Origin of the sequence: Streptomyces sp. 4N124 (assembly GCF_052245395.1) — a bacterium.
Classification (GTDB): Bacteria; Actinomycetota; Actinomycetes; order Streptomycetales; family Streptomycetaceae; genus Streptomyces.
The window spans coordinates 31961-55197 of record NZ_JBQQBS010000003.1; the positions used below are offsets into that span (position 1 = coordinate 31961).

Here is a 23237-nt window from a genome sequence, read left to right on the forward strand (position 1 = left end):
CCGTCACCGCCGTGCTCGGCTCTTCAGTCACTGACCTTGCTGCGGGACTGGTACAGCAGGTCCTGGTACTCGGGGTGCCGGCTGATCCAGCCCGCGAAGAAGGGGCAGGTGGCCAGCACCCGCAGGTGCGCGGCGCGTGCCTCGTCAAGGGCGGTGCGGGCCAGCGCGGACCCGACTCCCCTGCCCTCGCACTCCGGCTCGACCTCGGTGTGCACGAACGCCACGAGTTCCGTCGTACGGATGTATTCCGCGACGCCCGCCACCTTGGACTCTCCATCGACACGGGCCTCGTAGCGCTTCGCCTCGGGTACGTCGCTCACTTCGACCGTCATGTGTCCTCCTCGTGGGCCTGATCCCGCTCAACTCGGCAGAATCCCGTCAGCCAGGACATCAGCCTAACCCCATCATGTTGATGCATCAACTTAATCCGCGACGGGGGCGCTCGTACCGCAGTGCGAGCACGGGGGCCGAAGAATTCGGCGCCGCGTCCCGACATGGCCGCGGTTGGCCACCTTCATTCCGCGGGTGACAGCTTCCACGTAGGGAAGCCCAGTTCTCCGGCGGAACGATTCCGGTGGTGACACGACGATCTGCCGCGACCCGTTCTGGCGCTACCCGACCTCATGGCCGGCAATTCCCGGGAACTCGAGCGGCGGGAGAGGCGGCTCGCACCACTCGCCCTTGACGACGAGCCGGACAACTTCGGCACGTTCTTCATCTGTCCGACGGGTACCGATCCCGGCGCCTTCCGGCTCGTGCACCAGGGCGGGGTCTGAGCCGAGGCATCTCGGGCACGACGGACGCGGCTGCGCCGTGGGTTGCATCACCGCCACTGCGAGTAGATGAGCTGTCAACGATTTCGTTAGACTGCCCCCATGGACGCACCGCCGCGCTGGCTCGACCCAGAACAGAAGACCGCCTGGGACAGCTTCATCCGTATGCAGGAGACGCTCATCGGACGGCTGTCCCGCCGCGTCCAGGCCGACTCCGGAATGTCCGCCGCCGACTACGTCGTGCTCGTCAGCCTCACCGAAAGGAGCGACGGGCGGATGCGCTTCTTGGATCTGGCCAAAGACGTGGAGTGGGAGAAGAGCCGAATGTCCCACCAGGTCACGCGGATGGCGAAACGCGGGCTCGTGGCCAGGGAGGAATGCCCCGACGACGGACGCGGAGCGTTCATCGTCGCCACCCCGGCCGGCTACAGGGCCATCGAAGAGGCCGCACCCCCGCACGTCGAGCACGTCCGCCGCCTCTTCATCGACGCCCTGACCCCGAACCAGCTCAAGACATTCGGCCAGATCTGCAAGCGTGTCCTGGACCACATGGAGAAGCAGCCGGACTGACCGTGTGAGGGGACGCAGCTCCCCGGATCACGGGAGGTCACCCCTGCGCCAGCCCGGCGAGGACATCCAGGTACGCGGGCCGCCAGCCGGGTTCGCGACGGACGGGCTCACCGCTGAACCGCTGGTCCGGGATCTTCGGGGCCCCTCAGCAGGGACGGGGCCATGCACCTGAGGCTGGTCGCATCGCGGACGCCCGACGAGGAAACAGGTTGCGCCGCAGGTCTGGTGCTGTTGCTGGTGGCGATGACCGCGCTCTGAGAGCGATCTGGCGCCTCGCACGGTCATCTGACGTACCGGGAGTCCGGGTAGCGGTAGGTGGTTGTGCCAGGTCAAGGGATGATGAGTGCTTTCACCACGCGCTGCGCAGCAACGTCTTCGAGCGCGGCCTGCGCCTCGTCGAGACAGTATTCCTTGCTGATGAGGTCGGTCCATGAGAACTGCCGCCTGTAGCGCGCCATCACCTGAATCGCACGGTACATGTGCCCGACGTCGCTGCCCCAGCATCCGCGGATGTCCAGGTGCTTCTGGTTGAGGTCCAGGTGCGGGTTGAAGGCCGCTTCACCGGCGTTGGTGTACTGGCCGACGACGACATACCGACCCGCGTCCCGAGTCAATCGCATGCCCTCAGGAACCGCAGAGGGCACCCCGGTCGCCTCGATCGTGACATCGGCTCCGCGTCCGCCGGTCACCTCCCGGATCGCCGCCTGCCGGTCTGCGGGCGTTGTGGTGTCGATGTCGATGACTGCATCTGCACCGAATCGGACCGCCGTGTCCAGCCTGACCTTCGGCCCTCCGATGACGATTACCGATCCGGCTCCCCGCAGCTGGGCGAGCACGGCAGCGCACAGACCCACAGGTCCGGCGCCCTGGATCACGACCGTGTCACCGAAGGCGATCTCGCCAAGAGTCACCGCGTGCAGCGCTGTCGGCATGCCGCAGCCACCGGAGAGGAACGCGCGCCAGTCCAGTTCGTCGGGCAGGGGAATCACGTGAACGCCCGGCTTGAGATAGATGTACTCCGCCCATCCCCCCAGTAGGCCTTCGTCAGCAGGCAACGTGACCCCGTACACCTTCCGTGCCGGGCAGCGGGTGGTGGCGTGGCCGACAGTGCAGTACCAGCAACGCCCGCATGTCCCGTACACGTCCAGGAACGTCACCACCTGCCCCACTTCCAGGGGCACCCCGGACACGTCCTTCGCAACCTCCCCCCGCACGTCCACAGGGCCGAGCGCGGTGATCTGCCCGACGCTGACGTGCCCCGGAATGATCGGGTAGGGCACGCCTGCGAGCTGGCCTTTCCACAGATGTGCGTCCGTGCCGCACACCTCGCTGCCGAGAGTCCGCAACAGGATCGCGCCCGGCTCCAGCTCGGGCTGGGAAAACCTTCGCAGCTCCAGTGGCGCATCGGGCCCAGGCATAACGACTGCAGATATCACCGCGGATTCCTGTCCTTGGAGAGTCGGGTTGTAGGCGGGCGAGGGGATGTGGAATTGGTCGATGGTGTAGTCGCCGAAGCGGAGGACGTTCTCGCGCCGGCAGGGGCCGAGGACCGCCCGGTCACTCGCGTAACCGGCGGCTAGGGGCGATGCCCAGCATTGCCCCTAGCCGCATGGTCAGCACAACTGTGGCCGAGCTTTAGGCGATGAGATATTTCCGTCGCGCTGGGATTGTTGTTTGTTTACCCCTGCGCCGGTGTGCCGACCTGTCCAACTGCCGGGCCTACACCATGGTGTTGCCGTTGGCGGATTTTTCGGCGGGGACGATGTCCTGGACGACGTCCCAGTGTTCCACGATGCGTTCGTTTTCCAGCCGGAAGATGTCCACGATGGCCACGGGGTTCGGGGCCCAGCCGTGGACGATGCTGTGGGTGAAGACCAGATCGCCTTGGGCGGCGATCCGCTGCGGCTCCCAGGAGAAGCCCTCCAGGTTCGGAACGACGTTGCGCAAGGTGTCGAGCCCATTGGGCATCTGCGGGCTGTGCTGGATATAGGGTTCGGCCCAGTATCGGTCTATCGCGGTGAGGTCCTTGTCGGCGAACAACTCCCGCATCGCGGTGAGCACGATGTCGACGTTGCGTTTCGCCTCATCGTCCTGCAGGGCGGCGTACTGGGTCATGGTCAGGCTTCCTTAATCGTTCCGATGAAGTAGTAGAGCTTGCCGTCGACGGTCACGTTGGAATACAACTTCCCGTTCTCGAAGTCCTCCAGGTGCGTCACCGTAACTCCGCTCGCCTCGGTCCAGGAGTTCAGATAGACGCCTTCGCGGATCTCTTGCAGGTTCAGCGCCACCGTTTCGGCGTGGCCGTCGGGGGCGAGCCCCGCGCCGAGCTCTACGACGAAGCTGCCCTGGGTCGGCGAATCGAAGGTGAAGCGCACCTTCAGATCGCCGAGGTCGAAGCGGTAGCTGTGGCCGGTGAGTTGCTTGGCCCTGGCACGTCCTTCAGATAGTCAATCACAACTTCGAAGACGAGTTGAAGTCTCAACTCGCAGTCGGTGTTCGCGCAAGCCTTCTGAGACGTGGAACACCCCCAGGTGCTTCTGGAGCAGCTCACCTCAGACGGCGGACCCCGCTGCGAGCGGCGTCCGACCTGGCTGACAACCCTCCGGCGCAGGCCCCATGAGGTTGCCGCCACCCGCGCTGAGCGACGCACGCCGCTCGATTGGGCGCTGTGCCTTGCGGTGACATCCCCCTCTGCCCCGACACCGCCGTACGCCAACTCAAACCCGTTGACTTGCCGTGCCGTCGATGCAGCTCTCGCACGAGCATTGCCCCTTGGGGAGGGCACTTCGCCAGCACACGGCGAGTCTCCGGTGCCGCACCAGACAGACCGCCTCCGACACCCCCTTCTGACAGACGCTGTTCGCCGCCGCGGCCGTCGACGCGCCGTGGGCGCGTACCCTGCGAGTCAGACACCAGAACGCCCGGAGACCGGGTCGGGCCGCTGAGTCCGCTCGCCGAGGACCCGCGCGAAGAGCGCCTCCCGCAGCGCCACTTCACGAGGATCGTCCCAGAGCCGAAATCCGGTGCGGTTCATCGCGTACGCGAAGCCCGTACCGGTGTCCGGGTCTGCGAAGGCGAACGACCCGCCCAGGCCCATCGCCCCGAAGGCCCGGTCCGACCCGGAGCCGAACCTGAACGCCGGGAACGGCTTGACGTACCCCAGGGAGAACCTCGTCTCGACGCGCAGCACCTCGTCGAACAGTCCGTCCGTCGGAGGTGTGGCAGCGATGCGCAACGCGTCCATCGTGGCATCGGTGAGGCCCAGGGCGGTGCCGCCGGTTGCCACCTCGCCGTAGAGCTTGGCGATCGACCGCACCTGGCCGACGCCGTTGGCCGCCGGAATCTCCGCGGCCTGTACATCCGGCCTGTTGAAGTTCTCCACGGTGCCCAGCACCCGCGGATTGCCGAACGCCCGGGAGGTCAAGCTCCGTGGGTTCGCGTATGCCCGGACGAATGACGCCGGCATCGCTCTCAGGTGCAGCATCATCTCCCAGGAGCGAAATCCGTGGATGCGTGCGACCCGATCGCGATCAGCGTCCTGCGGCAGGCCGAAGTGGAAGTCGAGGCCAAGCGGCGTCGCGACCTCGTCGGCGAAAAACCGGCCGATACGACGTTTCCCGGGGTCGATCCTGCTGATGAGCTCGCTCTCGTACCAGCCCAACGACTGGCCGTGGTAGCCGTGCCGGGTGCCCGGCTCCCATGCCGGACGCTGCTCGGCAAGGGCCGTGGCGAGGGTGCAGGAGCCAGTCAGGTCGCCGAGCTCGAGTGGCCGGTCGATCACCGCCAGCCCGGCCTGATGAGCGAGCAACTGACGGACGGTGACATCGCCCTTGCCGGCGGCGGCGAACTCGGGCCAGTAGGTCGCCACGCGCTCGTCGTGGTCGAGCAGGCCACGTGCGTGCAACACCGCGAGCGCCACTGCTGCCACGCCCTTGGACGTGGAGAAGACCGGCACCATCGTTTCCGCCTCCCAGGGGGCACGGTTGCGCCCGTCCCGGTATCCGCCCCAGAGGTCCACGACCTTCTGCCCGCGGTGGTAGACGACGCAGGCGGCGCCGATCTCGTTGCGTGCGGCGAAGTTCTCGCGAAAGGCGTCAGCCACTGCGCCATAGCCTTCGTCCACGTCACCGCGAACCATGCGGGCCGGTACATCGAGCTTGAAGACCACTGCTTTCCCTTCATTGATGTCTGCGTACCCGGAGCTGACCGGCGTGCCCACACAGGCACTGGACGAACTCGTCGACCGACTAAAGCTCAACGAGGCACGCGAGCAAGGCCGGTTCCAGCAGCGAGGAAGCGAACGCGTCCGCGCTCGCGGCGCTCGGGCCAACGAGTCAACGGCAGCACCCTCACCAGGGCGAGCCCCTCCTGGCCGAGCACGGCTACACGATCCCGCCCTCGACAGGCCGGGCCCCAGACACCCGCTCACATCACCGCGTTCCCCGCCAACAGCAACCCAACGAAGGCCGAACCAGCATGGTGAGTCTCCGCAGTCCTTCAGGACTGGTGCTAATATAGATGACGAGTCAACCAAATGATGGGGAGCCGCCAGCCGGAGCCGGGTACCCGTGTTCGGCCCGCTGCAGGCGGCGAACTGCCCGACCGGGCCCCGGTCCGCCCTGTGGTGGACCAAGCACCAGTTCACTGACGTGCAGCTGCGCCCACCACGCCATAATCTAGTTGACATGTAAACCAAAGGGGTGTCAAGGTTTACGTGTCAACTAGATCGGCGGAGGTGGTGTGGGTGGCCGAGCGGACTGCGGAGCAGAGCATTGGACGTTCGGCGAACAGGATCCCCTCTCCCGTCTGCGCGCGAACTGCTGCCGGCGATGACGACACGCGGGGCCCGACCGGCAGAGAACTCGCGCAGGTTACCGGGGACAGACGTCCCGCCCGGTCGTCACGAACCACGCACCACCACTCCCCGACACAACGAAAGCGTCAAATAAATTGAACACGATGGATGTTTCGCAGATCGAGTTCGGTATCGACAGCTTCGGAGACCGGCCCCTAAGCGACCTGGGCGTAATCGTTTCGCACGCGCAGGCGATCCGGGCCGCGGTGGCCGAAGCGGTCCTTGCCGACCGGGTCGGTATCGACGTTGTTGCGTTGGGCGAGCACCACCGGCCCGAGTACGCGATCTCCAGCCCTGAGACAGTACTGGCGGGCATCGCCACAGCCACGAAGCGCATCCGGCTCGCTTCGGGCGTGACGGTGCTGTCCTCGGACGACCCGGTGCGGGTGTTCCAGCGGTTCGCCACGGTCGATGCGCTCTCCAACGGCCGCGCCGAGGTGATCCTCGGACGCGGTTCCTTCACCGAGTCGTTCCCCCTGTTCGGGTACGACCTCAAGGACTACGAGGTGCTGTTCGAGGAGAAGATCGACCTCTTCCATCGTCTCCTGGACGAGAAGCCGGTCACCTGGGACGGCACCACGCGTGCCGCCCTGCACAATGCGGACGTGTACCCGAAGACGGATTCGGGACGTCTCAACACCTGGGTAGGGGTTGGCGGGACACCGCACTCCGTGCTCCGCACCGCCCAGTACGGCTTCCGGCTCATGCTCGCGATCATCGGCGGCGCCCCTGACCGGTTCGCGCCCTACGTGGATCTGTACCGGCGTGCCAGCGACGAGTTCGGCACGACCGCACAGCCGGTCGGGACGCATTCGCCCGGCTTCGTCGCCTCCACCGACGAAGAGGCCAAGGAACTCTTCTACCCCGGGTACAAGGAGATCCGCGACCGGATCGGAGGGGAGCGCGGCTGGCCGCCGCTCCGCCGGGAAGAATTCAACGCCGAAGTGGACCGCGGGTCTCTGTACGTCGGCTCGGTCGAGACGGTCGCGACCAAGATCGCCCATGCCATCCGGGTCCTGAACGCGGGCCGGTTCGACTTGATCTACTCCGCCGCCGGCACCGTTTCAGCCTCCGCACGTCTGCGTTCGGTCGAGCTGTACGGCACCCAGGTCATCCCGCGGGTCCGCGAACTTCTGGCCGAGCAGTCCGCGACCACGGCGGGAGCGACGCGATGACCAACCCTGTCACCACCATCGGGATCCTGGGAGCCGGGAAAGTCGGCACCGTCCTGGCACGCCTGGCGGTCACCGCCGGCTATCGGGTTCTGATCTCAGGGTCCGGTGACCCCTCCAAGATCGCGCTTACCGTCAGAATCCTCACCCCCGGAGCGACCGCCGTGTGGCCGGCCCAGGCCGCGGATGCCGCCGACGTGGTGGTCCTGGCTCTCCCGCTCGGCAAACACCGCAGCCTCCCCGTCCCGGAGCTGGAAGGAAAGCTGGTCATCGACGCGATGAACCACTGGTGGGAGATCGATGGTCCCCCCGACACGATCCTCCCGCCCAATACCGCTTCGAGCGAAGTCGTTCAGCGGTTCCTACCGAACGCCCGTGTGGTGAAAGCCCTCAACCACATGGGCTACCACGACCTTGAGGACGAGGCTCGTCCAGCCGGCAGCCTCGAGCGCAAGGCGATCGCAATCGCCGGTGACTCGCCCGAGGATCTGACCGTCGTCTCTGCACTGATCGACACGCTCGGATTCGACCCACTCACCATCGGCGACCTCGCAGCGGGCGTCCAGCTCGAGCCCGGAACCCCCGCCTTCGGAGCCAACGTCGACATCGATCAGCTTCGCGCTCTTACCGCCACCCCTGCTCCGACAAAGCTCTTCGAGCGCTCGTAACCGAAAACGGAACCTCGGCCGGACCGGAGCACTGCGGCCACTGCGTGACGCTCTCTGAAGAAAGACAGTCAGATGACTCAGGAATTGACTGCCAAAACCGGCGCATCCGTGACGGACGAGCTCGATCTCGTCACATTCTTAGGAGTAATCACGCGCGCCACACTCGGCGAAACGTGAGGTCATCTCCCTGGTCGCATCGACAATGTGACGCCGCGAAGCGCTGTCAGGTGCAGCCCGATACTAGGGCGCACGCAACGCGGTTCCCACAGCGTGAAGATTGCAATTGTGCATGGAGGATGAATGCGGCCAATCATTCCCGACTATTTGGCCGAGGTATTGGGAGATGTGGAGTCGGACACGTCCGGAGAGCTGGCGGGATACATTCCTGAGCTCGCAGCAGCGGACCCCAAGCGCCTCGGAGCGACCTTTGCCATGATTGGCGGAGAGGTCTATGGTGCCGGTGACATCGATATCGAGTTCACAATCCAATCGATCTCCAAGCCGTTCGCATACGCGTTGGCCCTGTCTGATCGCGGATTCGACCCTGTGCTCGCCAAGGTCGGTGTCGAGCCGTCCGGAGAGCCGTTCAACGAGATCTCTCTCGAAAGCGATACGGGGCGTCCTCTCAATCCCATGATCAACGCCGGTGCGATCACCGTACACTCGCTGGTCGGCGCGGGGGACCTAAATCCGGCAGAGCGTGTGGAACGCGTGCTCCACGGCCTATCGGCGTTCGCTGGTCGTCGACTGAAGATGGATGAGGCTGTATGTGCGTCAGAGATGGAGAACGCGCACCGCAACCTCGCCATTGCGCACATGCTCCGCAGTCACAACATCCTCACCGAGGATCCCAGGGCCGTCGTGGACGGCTACACCCGCCAGTGTTCCGTGCTCGTAACCACGCGAGATCTGGCCATGATGGCCGCGACGTTGGCCAACCGTGGGATAAACCCTCTCTCGGGTGAGCAGGTGGTGCCGGAACCGGTGGTGCGTCAGGTGCTGAGCGTCATGTTCAGCTGTGGAATGTATGACGCCGCTGGCGACTGGGCGACCCAGGTCGGTATTCCGGCAAAGAGCGGGGTGGCCGGGGGCCTGATAGGCGCGCTCCCCGGACAGATCGGCATTGCCACGTTCTCACCACGACTGGACAGTCACGGGAACAGCGTTCGCGGGGTGTCACTGTTCGAACGATTCTCTTCAGACATGGGTCTGCATGTGATGGAGGTCCCCGCCACTGCGCGCGCCGTCGTGCGGTCCAACCATGTCGTCGGCAGCGGACCGAACGCGCTCCGGGTCCTGCAACTGCAAGGTGGCATCGGCTTTGCCGGAGCCGAGAGAGTTGTGCAGGAAGCCGAGGGCATTTCGCCTTCGGCCGTCAGGGTGGCTTTGGACCTGACACGGGTCCATTCGATCGACGACGTGGCACGGCGCGTGCTGCTGGAGGTCGCACGCCGACTGACGCTGAATGGTCACGAGGTCTACCTCGTCGACCCAGAAGCGATCATGCCCGATCCCGACCCCGGCGATGGTGGCCGAGTCACAGTCGTAGACGACGTGGATCACGCTGACCTACACACTGCGACCGCGGGAGGAGGTCAGATCGGTTGAACACGCATGGTGAGATTCGCGCCCCACCGCAGGCCGATGCGGAGCCGCGAAACCTCTGACCCACCTCCGATGACACACAGTCCACATGCAGAGATCGGTCGGCGTTCGTTTCGTCGGCCAGAAGGGGAAGAAATCATGGGTTACATCACCGTCGGCACGGAGAACAGTACGCCGGTCGAGCTCTACTACGAGGATCAGGGTTCTGGGCAGCCGGTCGTCCTGATCCACGGCTACCCACTGAACGGGCACAGCTGGGAACGTCAGACGCGCGAGCTGCTGGCCCAGGGCTATCGGGTCATCACCTATGACCGTCGGGGCTTCGGCCAGTCGTCGAAGGTGAACTCCGGCTACGACTACGACACCTTCGCCGCTGACCTGAACACGGTCCTTGAGACCCTCGACCTGCAGGATGTCATCCTCGTCGGTTTCTCGATGGGAACCGGGGAACTCGCCCGCTACGTGAGTCGCTACGGTCATGAGCGTGTCGCGAAGCTCGCCTTCCTCGCCTCGCTCGAACCGTTTCTCGTCGCCCGCGACGACAACCCCGACGGGGTGCCACAGGAGGTCTTCGACGACATCGCCGCGACCGCGAAGGCGGATCGGTACGCCTGGTACAAGCAGTTCTACGCGGACTTCTACAACCTCGACGAGAACCTCGGCACCCGCATCAGCGAGGAGGTCGTGACCGGTAGCTGGAACGTCGCGATCCGCAGCGCTCCGGTGGCTGCGTACGCTGTGGTTCCGGCCTGGATCGAGGACTTCCGCGCCGACGTCGAGGCGGTCCGCGCGAGCGGAAAGCCCGCACTGATCCTGCACGGAACAAAGGACAACATCCTCCCGATCGACGCCACTGGGCGCCGATTCCACAAGGCGCTCCCCGAGGCCGACTACGTCGAGGTCGAAGGAGCGCCGCACGGCCTGCTCTGGACACACGCCGACGAGGTCAACACCGCGCTGCGCGACTTCCTCTCGAAGTGACGGTGGATGACCGGCTGTTCCCCTGACGGCTTCTCATGACGCGGAACCGCGTCATCGCCACCGACGAGGGGCGTATGTGACGCCGAACTGATGTTGAGGCGCCACATACCCCCCTCGAACGCGGAAGGGATACGACATGCCGTGGAGCACTCGCCAGCTCGCTGATCTGGCGGACACTACGGTGAACGCCATCCGCCACTATCACCGTCTCGGTCTGCTCGATGAACCGGAGCGCCGGCACAACGGGTACAAGCAGTACGAGGTGCGGCACCTGGTGAGTCTGCTGCGCATCCGACGTCTCGCAGAGCTCGGTGTGCCGCTCTCACAGATCGATGACGTCAGCGCTGGCAGTGACAGCACACCGGGTGTTCTGCGCGACCTCGACGCCGAACTGCAGAGGCGCATCGAACGCGTCCAGAAGGCACGGACAGACATCGCGGCAATCCTCCGCGACGGCGCGCCGGCGGACGTCCCCGCCGGATTCGAGTCCGTGGCATCTCGGCTGTCCGAGGCCGACAGCTCGATGATCCACATCTACGTACATCTGCACGACCAGAACGCATTGGCGGGCGTTCAGAAGATGGTGGAGGCGGACACCGATGACCTCAGTGCTGACATCGATCGATTGCCGGCGGACGCAGACGAGGAGACGCGGCAACTTCTGGTGGAAAGGCTCGCGCGGAATCTCATCGACGATCCCTGGATAAGCGACCCTGCTTCGCGCCTGTCCAAGAGCGGATACGTCACCGCGCAGACATTTGTGCATGCTATGTCGGAGCTGTACAACCCTGCTCAGTTGGACGTGATTGTCCGTGCCAGCTCTCTTGCGGCAGACCATGTGTGTGCCATGCGAAAGGCGAGCGGACAGGCGGACGGGGTACCCGCTCCACGCGAAACTTGAGTTGCTTTCAGTGAACGGAGCATCCATAGTGGACGTTTTCATTATCGGCATCACCGGCGGCGTCGGTAGCCTGCTCGCGCAGAAACTGCGCTCGCGAGGAGACGCCGTCCGCGGGCTCGTTCGCCGAGATGACCAGCAGGCCGAGCTTGCGACGCGAGGCATGAACGCACGAGTCGGCGATCTCTCCAGCATGACCGTGGAAGAGCTGGCGGAATCGTTCAGAGGTGTCGACGCGATCGTCTTCAGCGCCGGTTCGAATGGCGGTAGCAAGCAGGTCACGAAAGCCATTGACGGCGATGGGGTCGCGAAAGCGATCGAGGCGGCCCGCCTGGCCGGTGTCGAGCGCTTTGCCCTGGTCTCAGTGCTCCCGGAATCATGGCGGGAACGCGACCTCGGCGAGGAGGTCGAGTACTACTTCGCTGTGAAGAAGGGCGCAGACATCGCGCTCAGCCGCAGTGACCTGAACTGGCTGATTCTCCGACCCTCCCTGCTTCTCGACGGCCCAGGAGCCGACACCGTGTCCCTGGGGCCCGCAGAGTTCCACGGCCAGATCACGCGCGACGACGTTGCCAGTACCCTCGCCGAACTGCTCCACGAACCCCTTATCGGTCGGCAGATCCTCGAACTCAACACGGGTTCGACACCAATCGAAGAGGCCGTCCGAGCGAATGTTCGCCAAGGGCTCGCAGAGAATCAACATGGTGCTTCTCTGCGAGCCCTTAGACCAAAGTCGGTGGAGGAACCGACCGGAGGATGATGCGCCGGATGTGTCACTAAGAGACAGTCTTTCGCTGTGGGACATCATTCACTGAACTGGGATGGTGCCGGGGACACGACGGACTTCCGCCTCGGATGCCTTGCGTTCGTCCGGTGCCCGTCGGCCAGGACATGGGCCTGCCGGCGGTGCTCCTCTAGGACTGCCGTGGCTCCGTGGATACCCGCTACCGGAACAGACCCTGAAGCAACTCGGAGGCGACCATTTCTCTGTCGGCATCACCAGAAGATTCACCGAGCAGGCACGGGCTTCCAACTGCTGGCCCAGACACTGCAGGGGAGCCCTGCCAGCATCGTCGTGTCCACCGAAGCAGGCGCCGGCCACACAGGAAGACACTGGCTCTCGTCCTCGCCGCCACCACGGTCGCGGTGACCGCGATGGCGTGTGCGTCCCCGGCGACGCCGGACGCATCGGCCGCGGAACCGGCTTCCCTGGAGTGGGGTCCATGTCCAAAGGAAGCTGCTATGCCGCGTGTGGAGTGCGCGACGCTCGAGGTGCCGCTGGACTATCGCAAGCCCGACGGTCGCCAGATCGAAATCGCAGTCTCCAGGCTGGCCAGCCAAGTGCCTTCCAAACGTCGAGGCGTACTACTGACCAATCCCGGCGGCCCCGGCGCGGGAGGACTCAGCTATCCAGGCATCCTTGCGGCCTTCGGGTTGCCCACTCGGGTGCTGGACTCCTACGACGTGATCGGCTTCGATCCTCGGGGCGCGGGTCGTAGCGCACCGGTGAGCTGTGATCTGACGCAGCAGCAACAGGAACGGGGTGCCTTTCCGGCATACGCCCATACCGCCGCCGATGTCACCCGGGAGGCGAAGTACGCGCGCACCATCGCCCGGCAGTGCGCTGCGTCAGACAGCGCGTGGATGCTGCCGCACACCACGACCGCGAACACCGCGCGGGACATCGACCGCATCCGGGCGGCTCTGGGCGAGAGCAAGATCTCCTACCTGGGTGCCTCATACGGAACCTCGCTTGGTGCGGTCTACGGGACTCTCTTCCCGGGGCGGGGTGACCGAATCGTGCTCGACAGCAACCTGGGGCCCGGTGGCTATGACGTGACGGCTTTCCGGCTGGTAGGCCGAGGAATGGAAGAGCGCTTCCCGGAATTTGCGGAGTTCGTGGCCGCGCATCCCGAATACGGACTGGGCGCCACTCCCAGGCAGGTGACCGCCAAGTTCTTCGAACTCGCCAAGCGACTGGATGAACGACCGGTCAGCGGCATCAACGGGACATCGTTCCGCGGGAGGACGTTGGATCACCTCTACTCCGACGCGCTCATGCCGGCGTGGGCGAAGACCTGGCAAGCACTCGACCAGGGCAAGCCGGTGTCGTCCCCTCCGCCGCCGAACGCGGCGAACTCCATGGCAGCCCGTCTCTATGTGCTGTGCGCGGACAGGCGCTGGCCGACAAAGGTGAGCGAGTACCAGCGTGACGTCGCAGTGGACCGCCTGCTGTATCCGAAGCTGGGTGGGTCTACTGCCAACATCGGACCCTGTGCCTTCTGGCCGGACAAGGACTTTGAGCCGCCGGTGGAGGTTGGACGCCGGGGACCTTCGAACATCCTCCTCGTGCAGAACGAGCGTGACCCCGGGACACCGCTGGCCGGCGCCAGGAAGCTGCGCGGAGCACTGGGCAAGCGGGCCACGATGGTGACCGTTGACCAGGGCGGCCACGGCGTCTACCCGTCCGGCGGCAACAAGTGCGCGAGCGACCTGGTCACAACATTCCTGACTACCGGGCAACGCCCCGCATACGACTAGGCATGTGCGGCTGAGCCGGGCAAGTAGCGAACGTGCCCGAGCGACGTAGTTGTTGCGCCGCCGCGGAGCAGGCCTCCCATTCGGAGGTACCGCGACGGCGCGCCGTTCGGCTCGCCCCGCTGATCATGCGGATGCCGGAGCATCCCGTCGACGCCCCGGTCGTTGTTCTGGCCGCGCTGAGCCTGTGCCGCAGCTGTCGGTGGCGATGACCACTTCGATTCCCAAGCCAAGCGGGTCGGCCCGGGCAGTCCCGGTAACGAGGCAGGTGGACCATGCAGATTGCCAGGCGAGGTAACGCAACTCCGGCCCACTTCATGTCCCGGCAGGGGCCGCTGGACAGCGGGCCTGTGGAACCAGTGATTTGGCATTCACGCTCACCGGAGACCGCCACCGAAGGCCGCAGCGATCTCATCGTCACCATGATTACCCCTTCCGCGGGGACTGCCTACCAGGTTGGCCAGCAGTCGGCTCTCCAAGCACGACGGTGTGAAAGATCCGACCACCCGCCGAGCGGTCATACGCCCAAGGCCGAGGGCAAATCAGCCCCTGGTCCGACTCATGGAAGACACGTTCTCGCGAGAATGGCCAAGTTGTGAACGACGGACAGCAGCAGCGCCCATGAAAGCCGCTGCTACGGCAAACGTGGCGAGAACACGGCGTACTCGGGTCATCCCAACTCCTCTGAACGAAATCGGTCAGCAGGCGTGCGCACGTGCAATCGACGGTCCGTCACTACGACCGTAGGAGACGCCTTATCCGCGGACCAATGTGCAGGGTGCTCAATTGCGGGCGCCGGTTGTGCACGATGCTCATATCACCCGGGCGGCGTCGATATGGAGGGCGTGGACGACGTCGTGGATGCCGGCGCCAGAGGTGAGCAGATCGCGGCCCAGCTGGGCCTCGGCGGTGCGGAGGTGGGCGCGGACGGTGTAGCGGTTGATGCCGAGGCGGGCGGCGGCCTGCTGGGCGTCGGTGTTGGCGTCGATCCACGCTTGAAGAGTGCGGCGCTGCGGAGCGTGCAGGGGCCGGAACCCTCGGGCCCAGACCGCCGCGCGTTCGGTGTGCAGCAAGTCGTCCAGGCTGGGCGGTGGTTGGGGCTCGTCGGGTTCGGGTGTGGTGCAGGCGTTGGTGAGGGCGAGGGCCAGGTGGACGGCGGCGCGGGAGCGGACGTCGGCGAAGTCCAGGCCGAGGGCTCGTTCGGCACGTCCGATGTGGGCGGCGGAGCAGGCCCCCTGGTGCCAGGACACGCACCTGCTCGGCGAGCAGCGCGGGCAATTCTCCAGGTGGGGTATGGATCATCGAGTAGTGGGACAGCACTCCGCCAAGCGCGCCGTCCTCGACCGGCAGGGGGTCTGTCCCTCACCTCAACGCCAATCATGAGTTCAAGCTCAGTAAAAGCGCACTTCACAGAGCCCCGCGCAAACCCACCATGAGAGGGCAGACCCCACCGACCGTCAGGTCAGAGAACCTATTGCTTCACGGAGTCCGCTACCTGCGAAGAAGCCGGGCGAATCCCGCCGTAAACGAACGGGCCCTCCAGATAACGCTCCAAGGCGAAATAGGGTCGACGAGGTATGCGGACGCGGCGGCCGGCGTAGGAGAAGATCTCAAGACCGTCCTGCAGGGGCCCGAGAACGGCCCCTTGTGCGTGCCCCCGGATCTGCAAGTCACGGCCGGGTTTTCCACGCAGTGCGGCCACGACGTTGCGCGCGACCAATGCGGGGCCTCCGTTGCGGGCCGAACCACGCAGGGAATCGCTGGCTGCTACGTCGCCCACGGCCCAGATGCGGTCGTGATCGGGCGTTCGCAGGTCTGCGCCCACGCGGACGTATCCGTGCGGGTCGAGCAGGTCCTCGGGCAGCCATGCGGTGTTCGGGCGGGCCCGGCCGACTGCCCAGAGGACGAGTCCTGCCTCGGCGGGGGGCTGGCCGGTGACGAAGGTAACGGGCCCCGCCGCCGGTGACAGATCGGCCGGCAGCTCTGCACGGTGACCTGGGTACAGATGAACGCGGAGCCGTTCGAGCCGCGCCCTCACCGCGTTCCAGACGTCGGGATGATGGCTGGTGAGGGCACGATCTCCGGGGAAATACAGGTCGATCCGTGCGGCGGGAAACGCCTCGGCGAGCTGCGCAGCGCTGCCCACCGCTGTCGCACCCCCACCGACGATAGCGATGGAATCAGCGGCGGCGAACCGGGCGTGCATGTCGCGCAGCCCCTTGTCGATCTCACTCTGGTCCTGCAGCTCGGGCTGACGCCAAAAACCATTACTCACGCCTGTGGCGAGCACAAGCGCGTCGTACGGTTCGCGTGTCGTAGTGCCGTCAGCCGACCTCACGGTGACCGTACGGGCATCCGTATCGAGGCCGGTCAGCGAGCCATGCACCAAGCGCGCGCGGTCCAGGACCCGAAAGCGGTCGTAGGAGATGTTGAACCGGGTCACCCATTCTTCGGGCCGGGCCAGCCGCCACCCCAGACTCTGTCCACTGATCAGGCCCGGCTTGCTGGAGACACCCACCACGTCGACGAGGCGTCGATGGCGGACCAGGTTGATGGCGGCCAAAAGTCCGGCATCGCCCATCCCCGCGACTACGACGCGGGCGCGCGACGCCTGATCTAAGCGCAACATGGCCGAAGACTAGCAAGCCATGGATCATGCCCCTCGATCAGGGACGGGACGCCAACCCCCGGCACCAAGCGCCGCCACGAAGTCGGGCCGACGGGAGGCGACCCTTGCCGTTAATCTGCCGCGAATATGCCTGTGCCAAAGAGTGACGCATGCCGCGCCCGCCTGAGCTGTGGAAGCTTGTCGAAGCGGAGCGAGGTAGTGCGTGTCCGCGGCGTCCAGGGCCAGACGTCCGGCTCCGGTCAGTTGTGGGTGACGACGAGTATGGACTGCAGCGGCACGCTGATGGCGTACTAGCCGGTGCGGCGGGGGGGCGATTCCGCGACGGAAGCGGTGCACGTTCTGCGAGCGGGTCGCCAGGGGTCACGACAGGTTCAGCCGGGCCGTGTTACCTGCGCAATGCCTCGGCAGGCTCGATACGGGAGGCCCGCCAGGCCGGATAGAGCCCGGCGAGCACGCCCGTGGCGAGCCCGATCAGCGGAGCGGCGGCGACGGTGCCGGGATGGATGACGGCCGTCCAGTTCCGTACGAGGGCGACGGTGAGCACGGTGAGCACCCCGAGCGAGGTACCGACCAGTCCGCCCAGCACGCCCAGTGCCCCGGACTCCGCGAGGAACTGGCCCAGGATGTGACGGCCCCTGGCGCCCAGTGAACGCCGCAGGCCGATCTCCCCGGTGCGTTCCAGCACGGCGACGAGCGTCGTGTTGGCGATCCCCACGGCTCCGATGACCAGACAGATCGCGGCGAGTACGAGAAAGAGCTGGTCCAGATCGGAGGTGACCGAGGTGCGCAGGGACCGCGGGTCGGGGGGCGGAACGGCCTTGAAGTGGCCCGGCTGATCCGGGCGCAGTGCGATCGGGGCCTCCTCGGCGATCTGGACGGCCGCACCGACCCGGGTGGAGATCAGCATGCCGGCCCGGCTCTGCGTGGGAGGGCCCCACAGCGCGGTCGCCGTCGAACGCGGCACGACGACGGAGAGCAGCAGATCTGCCTTGCGGTCGACATCGCCGACGATGCCGATGACCGAGAAGGGGATCTCGCCGATGAAGACGGCGGGCCGGGTGTCGAGGGTGGTGATACCGAGCCGGGCCGCCGTGCCGGCGCCGATCACGGCGACCTGCTGCTGCTCCTTGTCGTGCCAGGAGTCGAAGATCCTGCCCTGCTGGAGGGTCGCCCGGGCGGCTCTGAGGACGCCGGAGGACGCGGCGAGTACCGGGACCTCGTCACCCCGTGCTCCGTCCCCGACCGGTGCGGCACGCACCCGGCGGGCGGCGGGGGCATCGACGGTCCAGTAGACACCGGCGGCCTCGACGCCGTGGAGGCGTTCGACACGACGGTCGGCGTCGCCGGGGAACGAGAGGGCCGGTTTGACGGGCTGGTCGCCACCGGTGTCCTCGATGGTCACTTCGGTCGCGGTCAGGGAGTTGAAGCGGGAGTCGATCTGGGAGGAGGCTGTCGCGGTCAGACCGAGAATGGCCACGAAGGTACCGACTCCCAGCACGGTTCCCAGCGCCGTGAGGGCGGAGCGGCCGGGGCGCTGGAGGACTCCGGCGACGGCCTCGGCGAACAGATCACGCAGCGCGAAGCGGGAGCGCTCGCCGACGGCGCCGACGGCCGACGGGAGATCTCCGGACAGCGGCTCGCCGGCGCGTTGCCCGGGCCGCTCCCCGGGCCCTTCGGACGCTCTGCCGGACTTGCCGGCTCTGACGCGGAACCTCATGCCGCACGCTCACTCTGCTCGCTCAGCACGCCGTCCCGGATGGTGATGGTGCGCCGCGCCCGTGCAGCGACGGCGGGGTCATGGGTGATCACAACCAGCGTCATGCCGTCGCCGTGCAGTTCGTCGAGGAGCCGCAGCACGGACTCGGCGGTCGCCGTGTCCAGATTCCCGGTCGGCTCGTCGCACAGCAGCAGCGAGGGGCGGGCCACGAGCGCCCGGGCGACGGCCACGCGCTGTCGCTCGCCGCCCGAGAGCCGGGTGGGCAGCGCGTCGACACGCGGACCGAGCCCGACCCGCTCCAGCGCCTCCCGTGCGTGCGCCGCCCGTTGGGCGCGCCGCACGCGTCCCCCATACACCATGGCCAGCTCGACGTTCTCGCGAGCACTGCGGTGGGGCAGCAGATGGAAGGACTGGAAGACGAAGCCGATCCGGCGCCCGCGCAGTGCCGTGCGCTCGGCGTCCTTCAGCGAGCCCGTGTCATGGCCGTCCAGCAGACAGGCGCCCGCGGTCGGGGTGTCGAGCAGCCCGGCGATGTTGAGGAAGGTCGACTTCCCGGAGCCGGAGGGACCGACGACGGTGACGTACTCGCCGCGCTCGATCCGCAGATCGCACGGCTTGAGGGCCTCGACCGGCGGCGGCCCCGGATAGGTGAGCGCCGCGGCGCGCAGTTCCAGAACGGGCACAGTTGCTTCGGCGGGTACGGGTACGGTCATCCGGCTCCCTCACCCTCCCTGCCTGCCACGCCGACGATCACACGGTCGCCCGCGCGCAGCCGGCCCCCGCTGAGCGGCCGTACGGCAACGAATCCGTCGCCTTCGGTGCCCGTGGCCACCTCCGTCCGGCGCCGCTGTCCGCCCGCCCCGTACACCGTGACGACGGTCTTGCCGTCCGCGCCCGCGGAGATCGCGGCGACCGGCACGATCAGTACCTTTCCCCGCGAGGAGCCTGCGGTCACGGTCAGCCGGACATCCTGCCCGGCGAGCTCGGCGGGCAGCCTCTTCACGGGCTTGACCAGTACCCGGTAGCCGCCCCCGCCCCCGCTGCCCTCCCCCGCGCCGTCCCCGTCGCCCTCGCCGCCGTCATCCTGGTTCGCCTCGTCGGACACCGTGGCGAGGGTGCCCTCGGCCGTGGCGCCGGTGGCCTCCGAGAGGATCTCCACGTGCTGCCCCGCCCGGATGAGATCGTGTTGCTCCGGCCCGAGCTCACCCTGGACGACGAGGTCACCGGCGGAGACGGTGAGGAATTCCGCACCGGCCGCGGTCTCGGCGCCGACCCGCGTCCGCAGCCGGTCGACCCGGGCGGGGAATCCCCGCAGGAATGCCACCTCGGCGGCGGGCAGCATCGGACCGTCGGCCGCCGCCAGTGCGGCGAGTTCGGCGCGTGCGGCGGCCAGGTCCTCCGCTGCTCTGGTCTTCTCCTTGCCCTTCGGGGCGTCCTCCCAGGCGCGTTCGGCCTGGGTCACTGCCCGCTGCGCGGCGGTCAGTTCAGCGCCGCCGTCGGCTCCGGCGGGCAGCGGCTCGTAGCCACGGGAGGCATAGAAGGCCGTGAGTGCCCGCTTGGTCCCCGCGCCGAAGACGCCTTCTTCATCGGCGGCGGATCCGTGCCCGAGGCCGTCCAGCGCGCGCTGTAGTTGCGCGACGTCCGCGCCGCGCGCACCGGGCTTCAGGTCCCGGTAGGCGGGGAGGGTTCCCGGCAGGGCGAAAAGCGGCCGGCCGGAGATCTCGACCAGCACCGAGCCGGCTCGTACGGTGGCGCCCTCCCGCAGCGGGGTCCGGGTCACCACCGCGCGAACCGCGTCCCCGCCCCCGCCCGACACTGCCGTGATCTCAGAGGTCTGATCAGCCTGTACGGTGCCGCGCAGCACCACGGAGTCCTCGAGTACCCGGTGTTCGACGGGGGCGGTGAGCACGTCCGCCGGGGGCGGCCCCTGCGAAGCCGCCCGCTCCGCGGGGGACTTGACCATCGTGGCGGCGCCTATGCCTCCGGCCGACAGCAGCACCGCCCCCGCGGCCACGACGATCAGCAGACGCCTCCGCCGTGCGAGCACCGTGCCGGAATCCGCATCCGCGGACGTGTCGGTCTTCTGTTCAGACACCGCTGCCCGCCAGTCGCGCCGAATTGCGCAGCACGACGTCGATGGTCCGCTTCACATCGGCCATACGCTCGGCGTTGTCCTCGACGTACTGCTTCTCATAGGCGGCCTGCACCGCCCACCAGACTCCGACGAGGTTGGTCTTGTGCTTGCAGGCGACATCCGCCTTGGCCACCTGGATCTCCGCCTGGCCTGCGGGCGCGGCAGGGCCCCACCGGTCGTCGTCGTTCGCTTGCATCGGGTCGTCGTAGTCGTAGCCCGAATCCTTCATACAGGCGCTCCACTTGCGGAAGACCTCCTTGACCCGCTCGTCGGCGTCCGCGCGGGACCGGGGTCCGACGCGGTCGTTGGGCACCTGGAGAAAGGCATCCGTCCCGTCCTCACCGAGGGTCTCGTGGTTCGCCTCGCCCTGACAGCCGCCCTTCGGGACCTGCTCGCCGCCGAGCCGCTCGCCGGCGTTGCTGCCCACCAGCACGCCACGCTCGGCCTCGGTGGGCGTGGTGTCCTCACCCTCGCCGTCGTCGTCCTCGACGCGACGGTCCCGGTCGGGCGCCCTGTAGCCGGACGCAGCGGCCGTGTCCGCGTCGATGACGAAGTAGTAACGGGTCTTGTCGGGGCGGAGGTCCGGCACCTCCCCGGAGTCGAGTACGGCGTCCATGGCCCGGAAGTCGAAGCCGAAGCGGGACATGCACTGCCGGATGAGGGACCGCTGTGTCTTCAGGTACGTCTGGTACTGCTCCTTGGTGAGCGTGTACGCGTCCATCGGCAGATCGGGTATGTCGGCGCTGCTCCGCACCCGCGGTATCTCCCCGAGATCGGGTACGGGCCCACCGTTCCCGTCACCGTCCCCCGAGCAACCGGAGAGAAGAGCGGCCAGGACCACGACCGACGACGCACTGCGGAACCGGATCCGGCTCACTGGACTCCAATCCTCCGGGTGGGAGACCTTCTGGGAAACTTCCGCCCAGTGGCGCCGGCGGATATCGGCCGTCGGCGCCACCGCTTACGGTGCACGACCGCGACTACCCCCTCCGGACGACCGGACGGTTCAGCTGCGGATCGGCTGTGTGCTGCGGGATGCGTCAGTAGTGCTTGTACGAGGAGGCTTCGTCGTTCATCGCGTCGCCCACGTAGTTGGAGTTGGTGTAGGCCCCGTAAGACGCTCCGGCGAAGTTGGTGAACTCGTAGATTCTGGCCTGGCAGTTCGAGAAACCATGCCAGGACGAGACCTCGTCATTCCAGGCGCTGGGCATCGAGCTGCGCTGCCAGTCCACGTCGCTGTTGGTGTCACAGCCGTAGTCCCCGGCCGACGTCAACGTCGAACCGCCATAGTTCCTGTGCTCGTAGAACACCGCGTTTACGACGTACTGGACGCCGACGTTGCCGGACGCGGTGCTCGGCGCCGCCTCGGCCGGGGCAACGGCCCCGAACGCCGCCGCGCCCGCCAGGGCAGTGGCGGCCATCATGGATCTGAGACGCATTGCTGTTTCCTCTCACTCGCTTGATGTGGTGGAACGGAAACGTGCTGCGATGAGACAGGGGCCGGTGGGCCCCCGGGAGGCGGCCGCATAACTGTCATGCGGCGGACAGCGGTGGTCAAAGTGTCAACAAACATTCTCGACACCGGAGTTAACACCGGATCACACACCCGCCCACCCTGCGTTCCGCTGTCAGCCCCGTACCACGGGCACCGTAGCCCGGCTCGGCCGCTGAGTGTGCCGGTCGTTTGACCCACAAGGAACGGCCGCCGCGAACACCGGAATACGGGCAAGGCGGGCGGACTAGACCGCCTCTGGTTTACAGCCGCGACCTTGTTGAGCTCGACTGCCAGAACCTCGGCCAGGCTGTCGAGAAGGTGACCGCAGCGCATCGCGACTGCCTGCGCACCGTCGTGCCTCTGTCGGTGGACCACGCGGCCGTGGACTCGAAGACCGACCACAGCGAGGCCGATTTGCCCGGCACTCTGGTGCCGACCGGTAGTCGCGCCGAGCGAACGTGCGCCCATCATGCCCTGGTCCACGGCCTGTTGAGAGAGGGAATGGGGTTGCGGGCCATCGCACGTCACCTGGGCTGGGGACGACACACCGTCCAGCGGTATGCGCGGGCCGCCCGCTGGCAGGACATGGTCACCGGGCGCCGGACCCGCCCCAGTCGCCTCGACGTGCACCAGCCCTATCTGCAACAGCGCATCGACGAGACGGACGGCACGATCACCATCAAGGATCTGCGCGAGGAACTTGCCGCCCGTGGCTACCGAGTGCCCTACACCAGCCTGCGGGACTGGGCCCGCAGACGCCTGCAATGGCCCGACTCACCGGCGCCCGCCGCCGCAACGCTATCTGTACGCACCGTCGTCGGTTGGATCACCCGCCACCCGGACACGCTCGCCGAAGACGAAACCGCTCAGCTGAAGGCCGTTCTCGACAGCTGCCCCGAGCTGGATCAAAGCCTCAGCCTGGTACGGGACTTCACGCAGATGCTCGCCCATCGCACCGGCAGCGACCTGCCGGAGTGGATCGACACCGCCCGTCTCGCACAGGTGCCCGGGATCACCGGCTTCGCCCATGGACTCGCCACCGACCTGGAAGCCGTGATCGCAGGACTCACCGTGCACTGGAGCTCAGGCGGCACCGAGGGCGCCGTGAACAGGGTGAAAAAGATCAAGAGGCAGTTGCACGGACGAGCCGGATTCGAACTGCTCCGCAAAATGGTCCTGCTCCAGTGACGGCCCCACCGCCT

The 23237-nt window shown here is 66.8% G+C and carries 22 protein-coding genes and 2 pseudogenes; 11 read left to right on the forward strand and 13 right to left on the reverse strand.

Going from position 1 to position 23237, the window contains the following annotated elements; translation table 11 throughout:
* Positions 1 to 23: 23 nt before the first annotated feature.
* Positions 24 to 332, reverse strand: coding sequence for a GNAT family N-acetyltransferase (locus ACTWQO_RS03935; RefSeq protein WP_443235785.1), 309 nt, complete (start codon positions 330 to 332; stop codon positions 24 to 26).
* A gap of 291 nt (positions 333 to 623) precedes the next feature.
* On the opposite strand from ACTWQO_RS03935, the gene ACTWQO_RS03940 reads away from it, so the two are divergent.
* Positions 624 to 776 (forward strand): hypothetical protein, encoded by a 153-nt coding sequence (locus ACTWQO_RS03940; protein WP_443235786.1) that lies wholly within the window; start codon positions 624 to 626, stop codon positions 774 to 776.
* Positions 777 to 875: 99 nt separating this feature from the next.
* Positions 876 to 1343, forward strand: coding sequence for a MarR family winged helix-turn-helix transcriptional regulator (locus ACTWQO_RS03945; RefSeq protein ID WP_443235787.1), 468 nt, complete (start codon positions 876 to 878; stop codon positions 1341 to 1343).
* A 329-nt stretch (positions 1344 to 1672) separates the two neighbouring features.
* Here ACTWQO_RS03945 and ACTWQO_RS03950 read toward each other — a convergent pair whose 3' ends face one another.
* The 4 genes from ACTWQO_RS03950 to ACTWQO_RS03965 all read right to left on the reverse strand — a co-directional run bounded on the left by ACTWQO_RS03950 (position 1673) and on the right by ACTWQO_RS03965 (position 5445).
* On the reverse strand, positions 1673 to 2779 hold the full coding sequence (locus ACTWQO_RS03950) for a zinc-binding dehydrogenase (protein WP_443235788.1): 1107 nt from the start codon (positions 2777 to 2779) through the stop codon (positions 1673 to 1675).
* A 283-nt stretch (positions 2780 to 3062) separates the two neighbouring features.
* Positions 3063 to 3458, reverse strand: a complete 396-nt coding sequence (locus tag ACTWQO_RS03955; protein ID WP_443235789.1) for a nuclear transport factor 2 family protein — start codon at positions 3456 to 3458, stop codon at positions 3063 to 3065.
* Positions 3459 to 3460: 2 nt separating this feature from the next.
* Positions 3461 to 3718, reverse strand: a complete 258-nt coding sequence (locus ACTWQO_RS03960; protein ID WP_443235790.1) for a MoaF-related domain-containing protein — start codon at positions 3716 to 3718, stop codon at positions 3461 to 3463.
* A 530-nt stretch (positions 3719 to 4248) separates the two neighbouring features.
* On the reverse strand, positions 4249 to 5445 hold the full coding sequence (locus ACTWQO_RS03965) for a serine hydrolase domain-containing protein (protein ID WP_443235791.1): 1197 nt from the start codon (positions 5443 to 5445) through the stop codon (positions 4249 to 4251).
* Positions 5446 to 5539: 94 nt separating this feature from the next.
* Here ACTWQO_RS03965 and ACTWQO_RS03970 point away from each other — a divergent pair.
* The 8 genes and pseudogenes from ACTWQO_RS03970 to ACTWQO_RS04005 all read left to right on the forward strand — a co-directional run.
* Positions 5540 to 5826 (forward strand): annotated as a pseudogene (locus ACTWQO_RS03970) (ISAzo13 family transposase); the annotation flags it as partial.
* A 476-nt stretch (positions 5827 to 6302) separates the two neighbouring features.
* The gene (locus tag ACTWQO_RS03975; protein WP_443235792.1) at positions 6303 to 7373 is read left to right on the forward strand and encodes an LLM class flavin-dependent oxidoreductase; all 1071 of its coding nucleotides are present in this window, start codon (positions 6303 to 6305) and stop codon (positions 7371 to 7373) included.
* The gene (locus ACTWQO_RS03980) at positions 7370 to 8038 is read left to right on the forward strand and encodes an NADPH-dependent F420 reductase (RefSeq protein WP_443235793.1); all 669 of its coding nucleotides are present in this window, start codon (positions 7370 to 7372) and stop codon (positions 8036 to 8038) included. Before ACTWQO_RS03975 ends, ACTWQO_RS03980 begins: the two co-directional genes overlap by 4 nt.
* A 300-nt stretch (positions 8039 to 8338) precedes the next feature.
* A complete protein-coding gene (locus ACTWQO_RS03985; RefSeq protein WP_443235794.1) occupies positions 8339 to 9646 on the forward strand; it encodes a glutaminase in 1308 nt (435 codons plus the stop codon).
* A gap of 135 nt (positions 9647 to 9781) precedes the next feature.
* Positions 9782 to 10624: an alpha/beta fold hydrolase gene (locus ACTWQO_RS03990; protein ID WP_443235795.1), complete on the forward strand. Its 843-nt coding sequence runs from the start codon at positions 9782 to 9784 to the stop codon at positions 10622 to 10624.
* Positions 10625 to 10760: 136 nt separating this feature from the next.
* Positions 10761 to 11525, forward strand: coding sequence for a MerR family transcriptional regulator (locus ACTWQO_RS03995; RefSeq protein ID WP_443235796.1), 765 nt, complete (start codon positions 10761 to 10763; stop codon positions 11523 to 11525).
* Between the two features lie 28 nt (positions 11526 to 11553).
* The gene (locus ACTWQO_RS04000) at positions 11554 to 12282 is read left to right on the forward strand and encodes an NAD(P)H-binding protein (protein ID WP_443235797.1); all 729 of its coding nucleotides are present in this window, start codon (positions 11554 to 11556) and stop codon (positions 12280 to 12282) included.
* Between the two features lie 395 nt (positions 12283 to 12677).
* Positions 12678 to 14063 (forward strand): alpha/beta hydrolase, encoded by a 1386-nt coding sequence (locus ACTWQO_RS04005; RefSeq protein WP_443235998.1) that lies wholly within the window; start codon positions 12678 to 12680, stop codon positions 14061 to 14063.
* An 809-nt stretch (positions 14064 to 14872) separates the two neighbouring features.
* On the opposite strand, the gene ACTWQO_RS04010 is transcribed toward ACTWQO_RS04005, so the two are convergent.
* From ACTWQO_RS04010 to ACTWQO_RS04045, 8 genes and pseudogenes are all read right to left on the reverse strand, one after another.
* Positions 14873 to 15310, reverse strand: coding sequence for a helix-turn-helix domain-containing protein (locus ACTWQO_RS04010; protein WP_443235798.1), 438 nt, complete (start codon positions 15308 to 15310; stop codon positions 14873 to 14875).
* Positions 15285 to 15416 (reverse strand): annotated as a pseudogene (locus ACTWQO_RS04015) (class I SAM-dependent methyltransferase); the annotation flags it as partial. The gene ACTWQO_RS04010 and the pseudogene ACTWQO_RS04015, both read right to left, overlap by 26 nt.
* 115 nt (positions 15417 to 15531) lie before the next feature.
* Positions 15532 to 16689: an NAD(P)/FAD-dependent oxidoreductase gene (locus ACTWQO_RS04020; RefSeq protein ID WP_443235799.1), complete on the reverse strand. Its 1158-nt coding sequence runs from the start codon at positions 16687 to 16689 to the stop codon at positions 15532 to 15534.
* Between the two features lie 385 nt (positions 16690 to 17074).
* Positions 17075 to 18406 carry an ABC transporter permease gene (locus tag ACTWQO_RS04025; protein WP_443235800.1) on the reverse strand — a complete coding sequence of 444 codons (1332 nt, stop codon included), beginning with the start codon at positions 18404 to 18406 and terminating at the stop codon, positions 17075 to 17077.
* Positions 18403 to 19119 (reverse strand): ABC transporter ATP-binding protein, encoded by a 717-nt coding sequence (locus ACTWQO_RS04030; protein ID WP_443235801.1) that lies wholly within the window; start codon positions 19117 to 19119, stop codon positions 18403 to 18405. Before ACTWQO_RS04030 ends, ACTWQO_RS04025 begins: the two co-directional genes overlap by 4 nt.
* The gene (locus ACTWQO_RS04035; protein ID WP_443235802.1) at positions 19116 to 20501 is read right to left on the reverse strand and encodes a peptidoglycan-binding protein; all 1386 of its coding nucleotides are present in this window, start codon (positions 20499 to 20501) and stop codon (positions 19116 to 19118) included. The genes ACTWQO_RS04030 and ACTWQO_RS04035 overlap by 4 nt, the downstream gene beginning before the upstream one ends.
* Positions 20494 to 21417, reverse strand: coding sequence for a hypothetical protein (locus ACTWQO_RS04040; RefSeq protein WP_443235803.1), 924 nt, complete (start codon positions 21415 to 21417; stop codon positions 20494 to 20496). The genes ACTWQO_RS04035 and ACTWQO_RS04040 overlap by 8 nt, the downstream gene beginning before the upstream one ends.
* A 163-nt stretch (positions 21418 to 21580) precedes the next feature.
* Positions 21581 to 21979, reverse strand: a complete 399-nt coding sequence (locus tag ACTWQO_RS04045; RefSeq protein ID WP_443235804.1) for a hypothetical protein — start codon at positions 21977 to 21979, stop codon at positions 21581 to 21583.
* Between the two features lie 374 nt (positions 21980 to 22353).
* Between ACTWQO_RS04045 and ACTWQO_RS04050 the strand changes: the two genes are divergently transcribed.
* A complete protein-coding gene (locus tag ACTWQO_RS04050) occupies positions 22354 to 23223 on the forward strand; it encodes a transposase (RefSeq protein WP_443235805.1) in 870 nt (289 codons plus the stop codon).
* Positions 23224 to 23237: the final 14 nt, after the last annotated feature.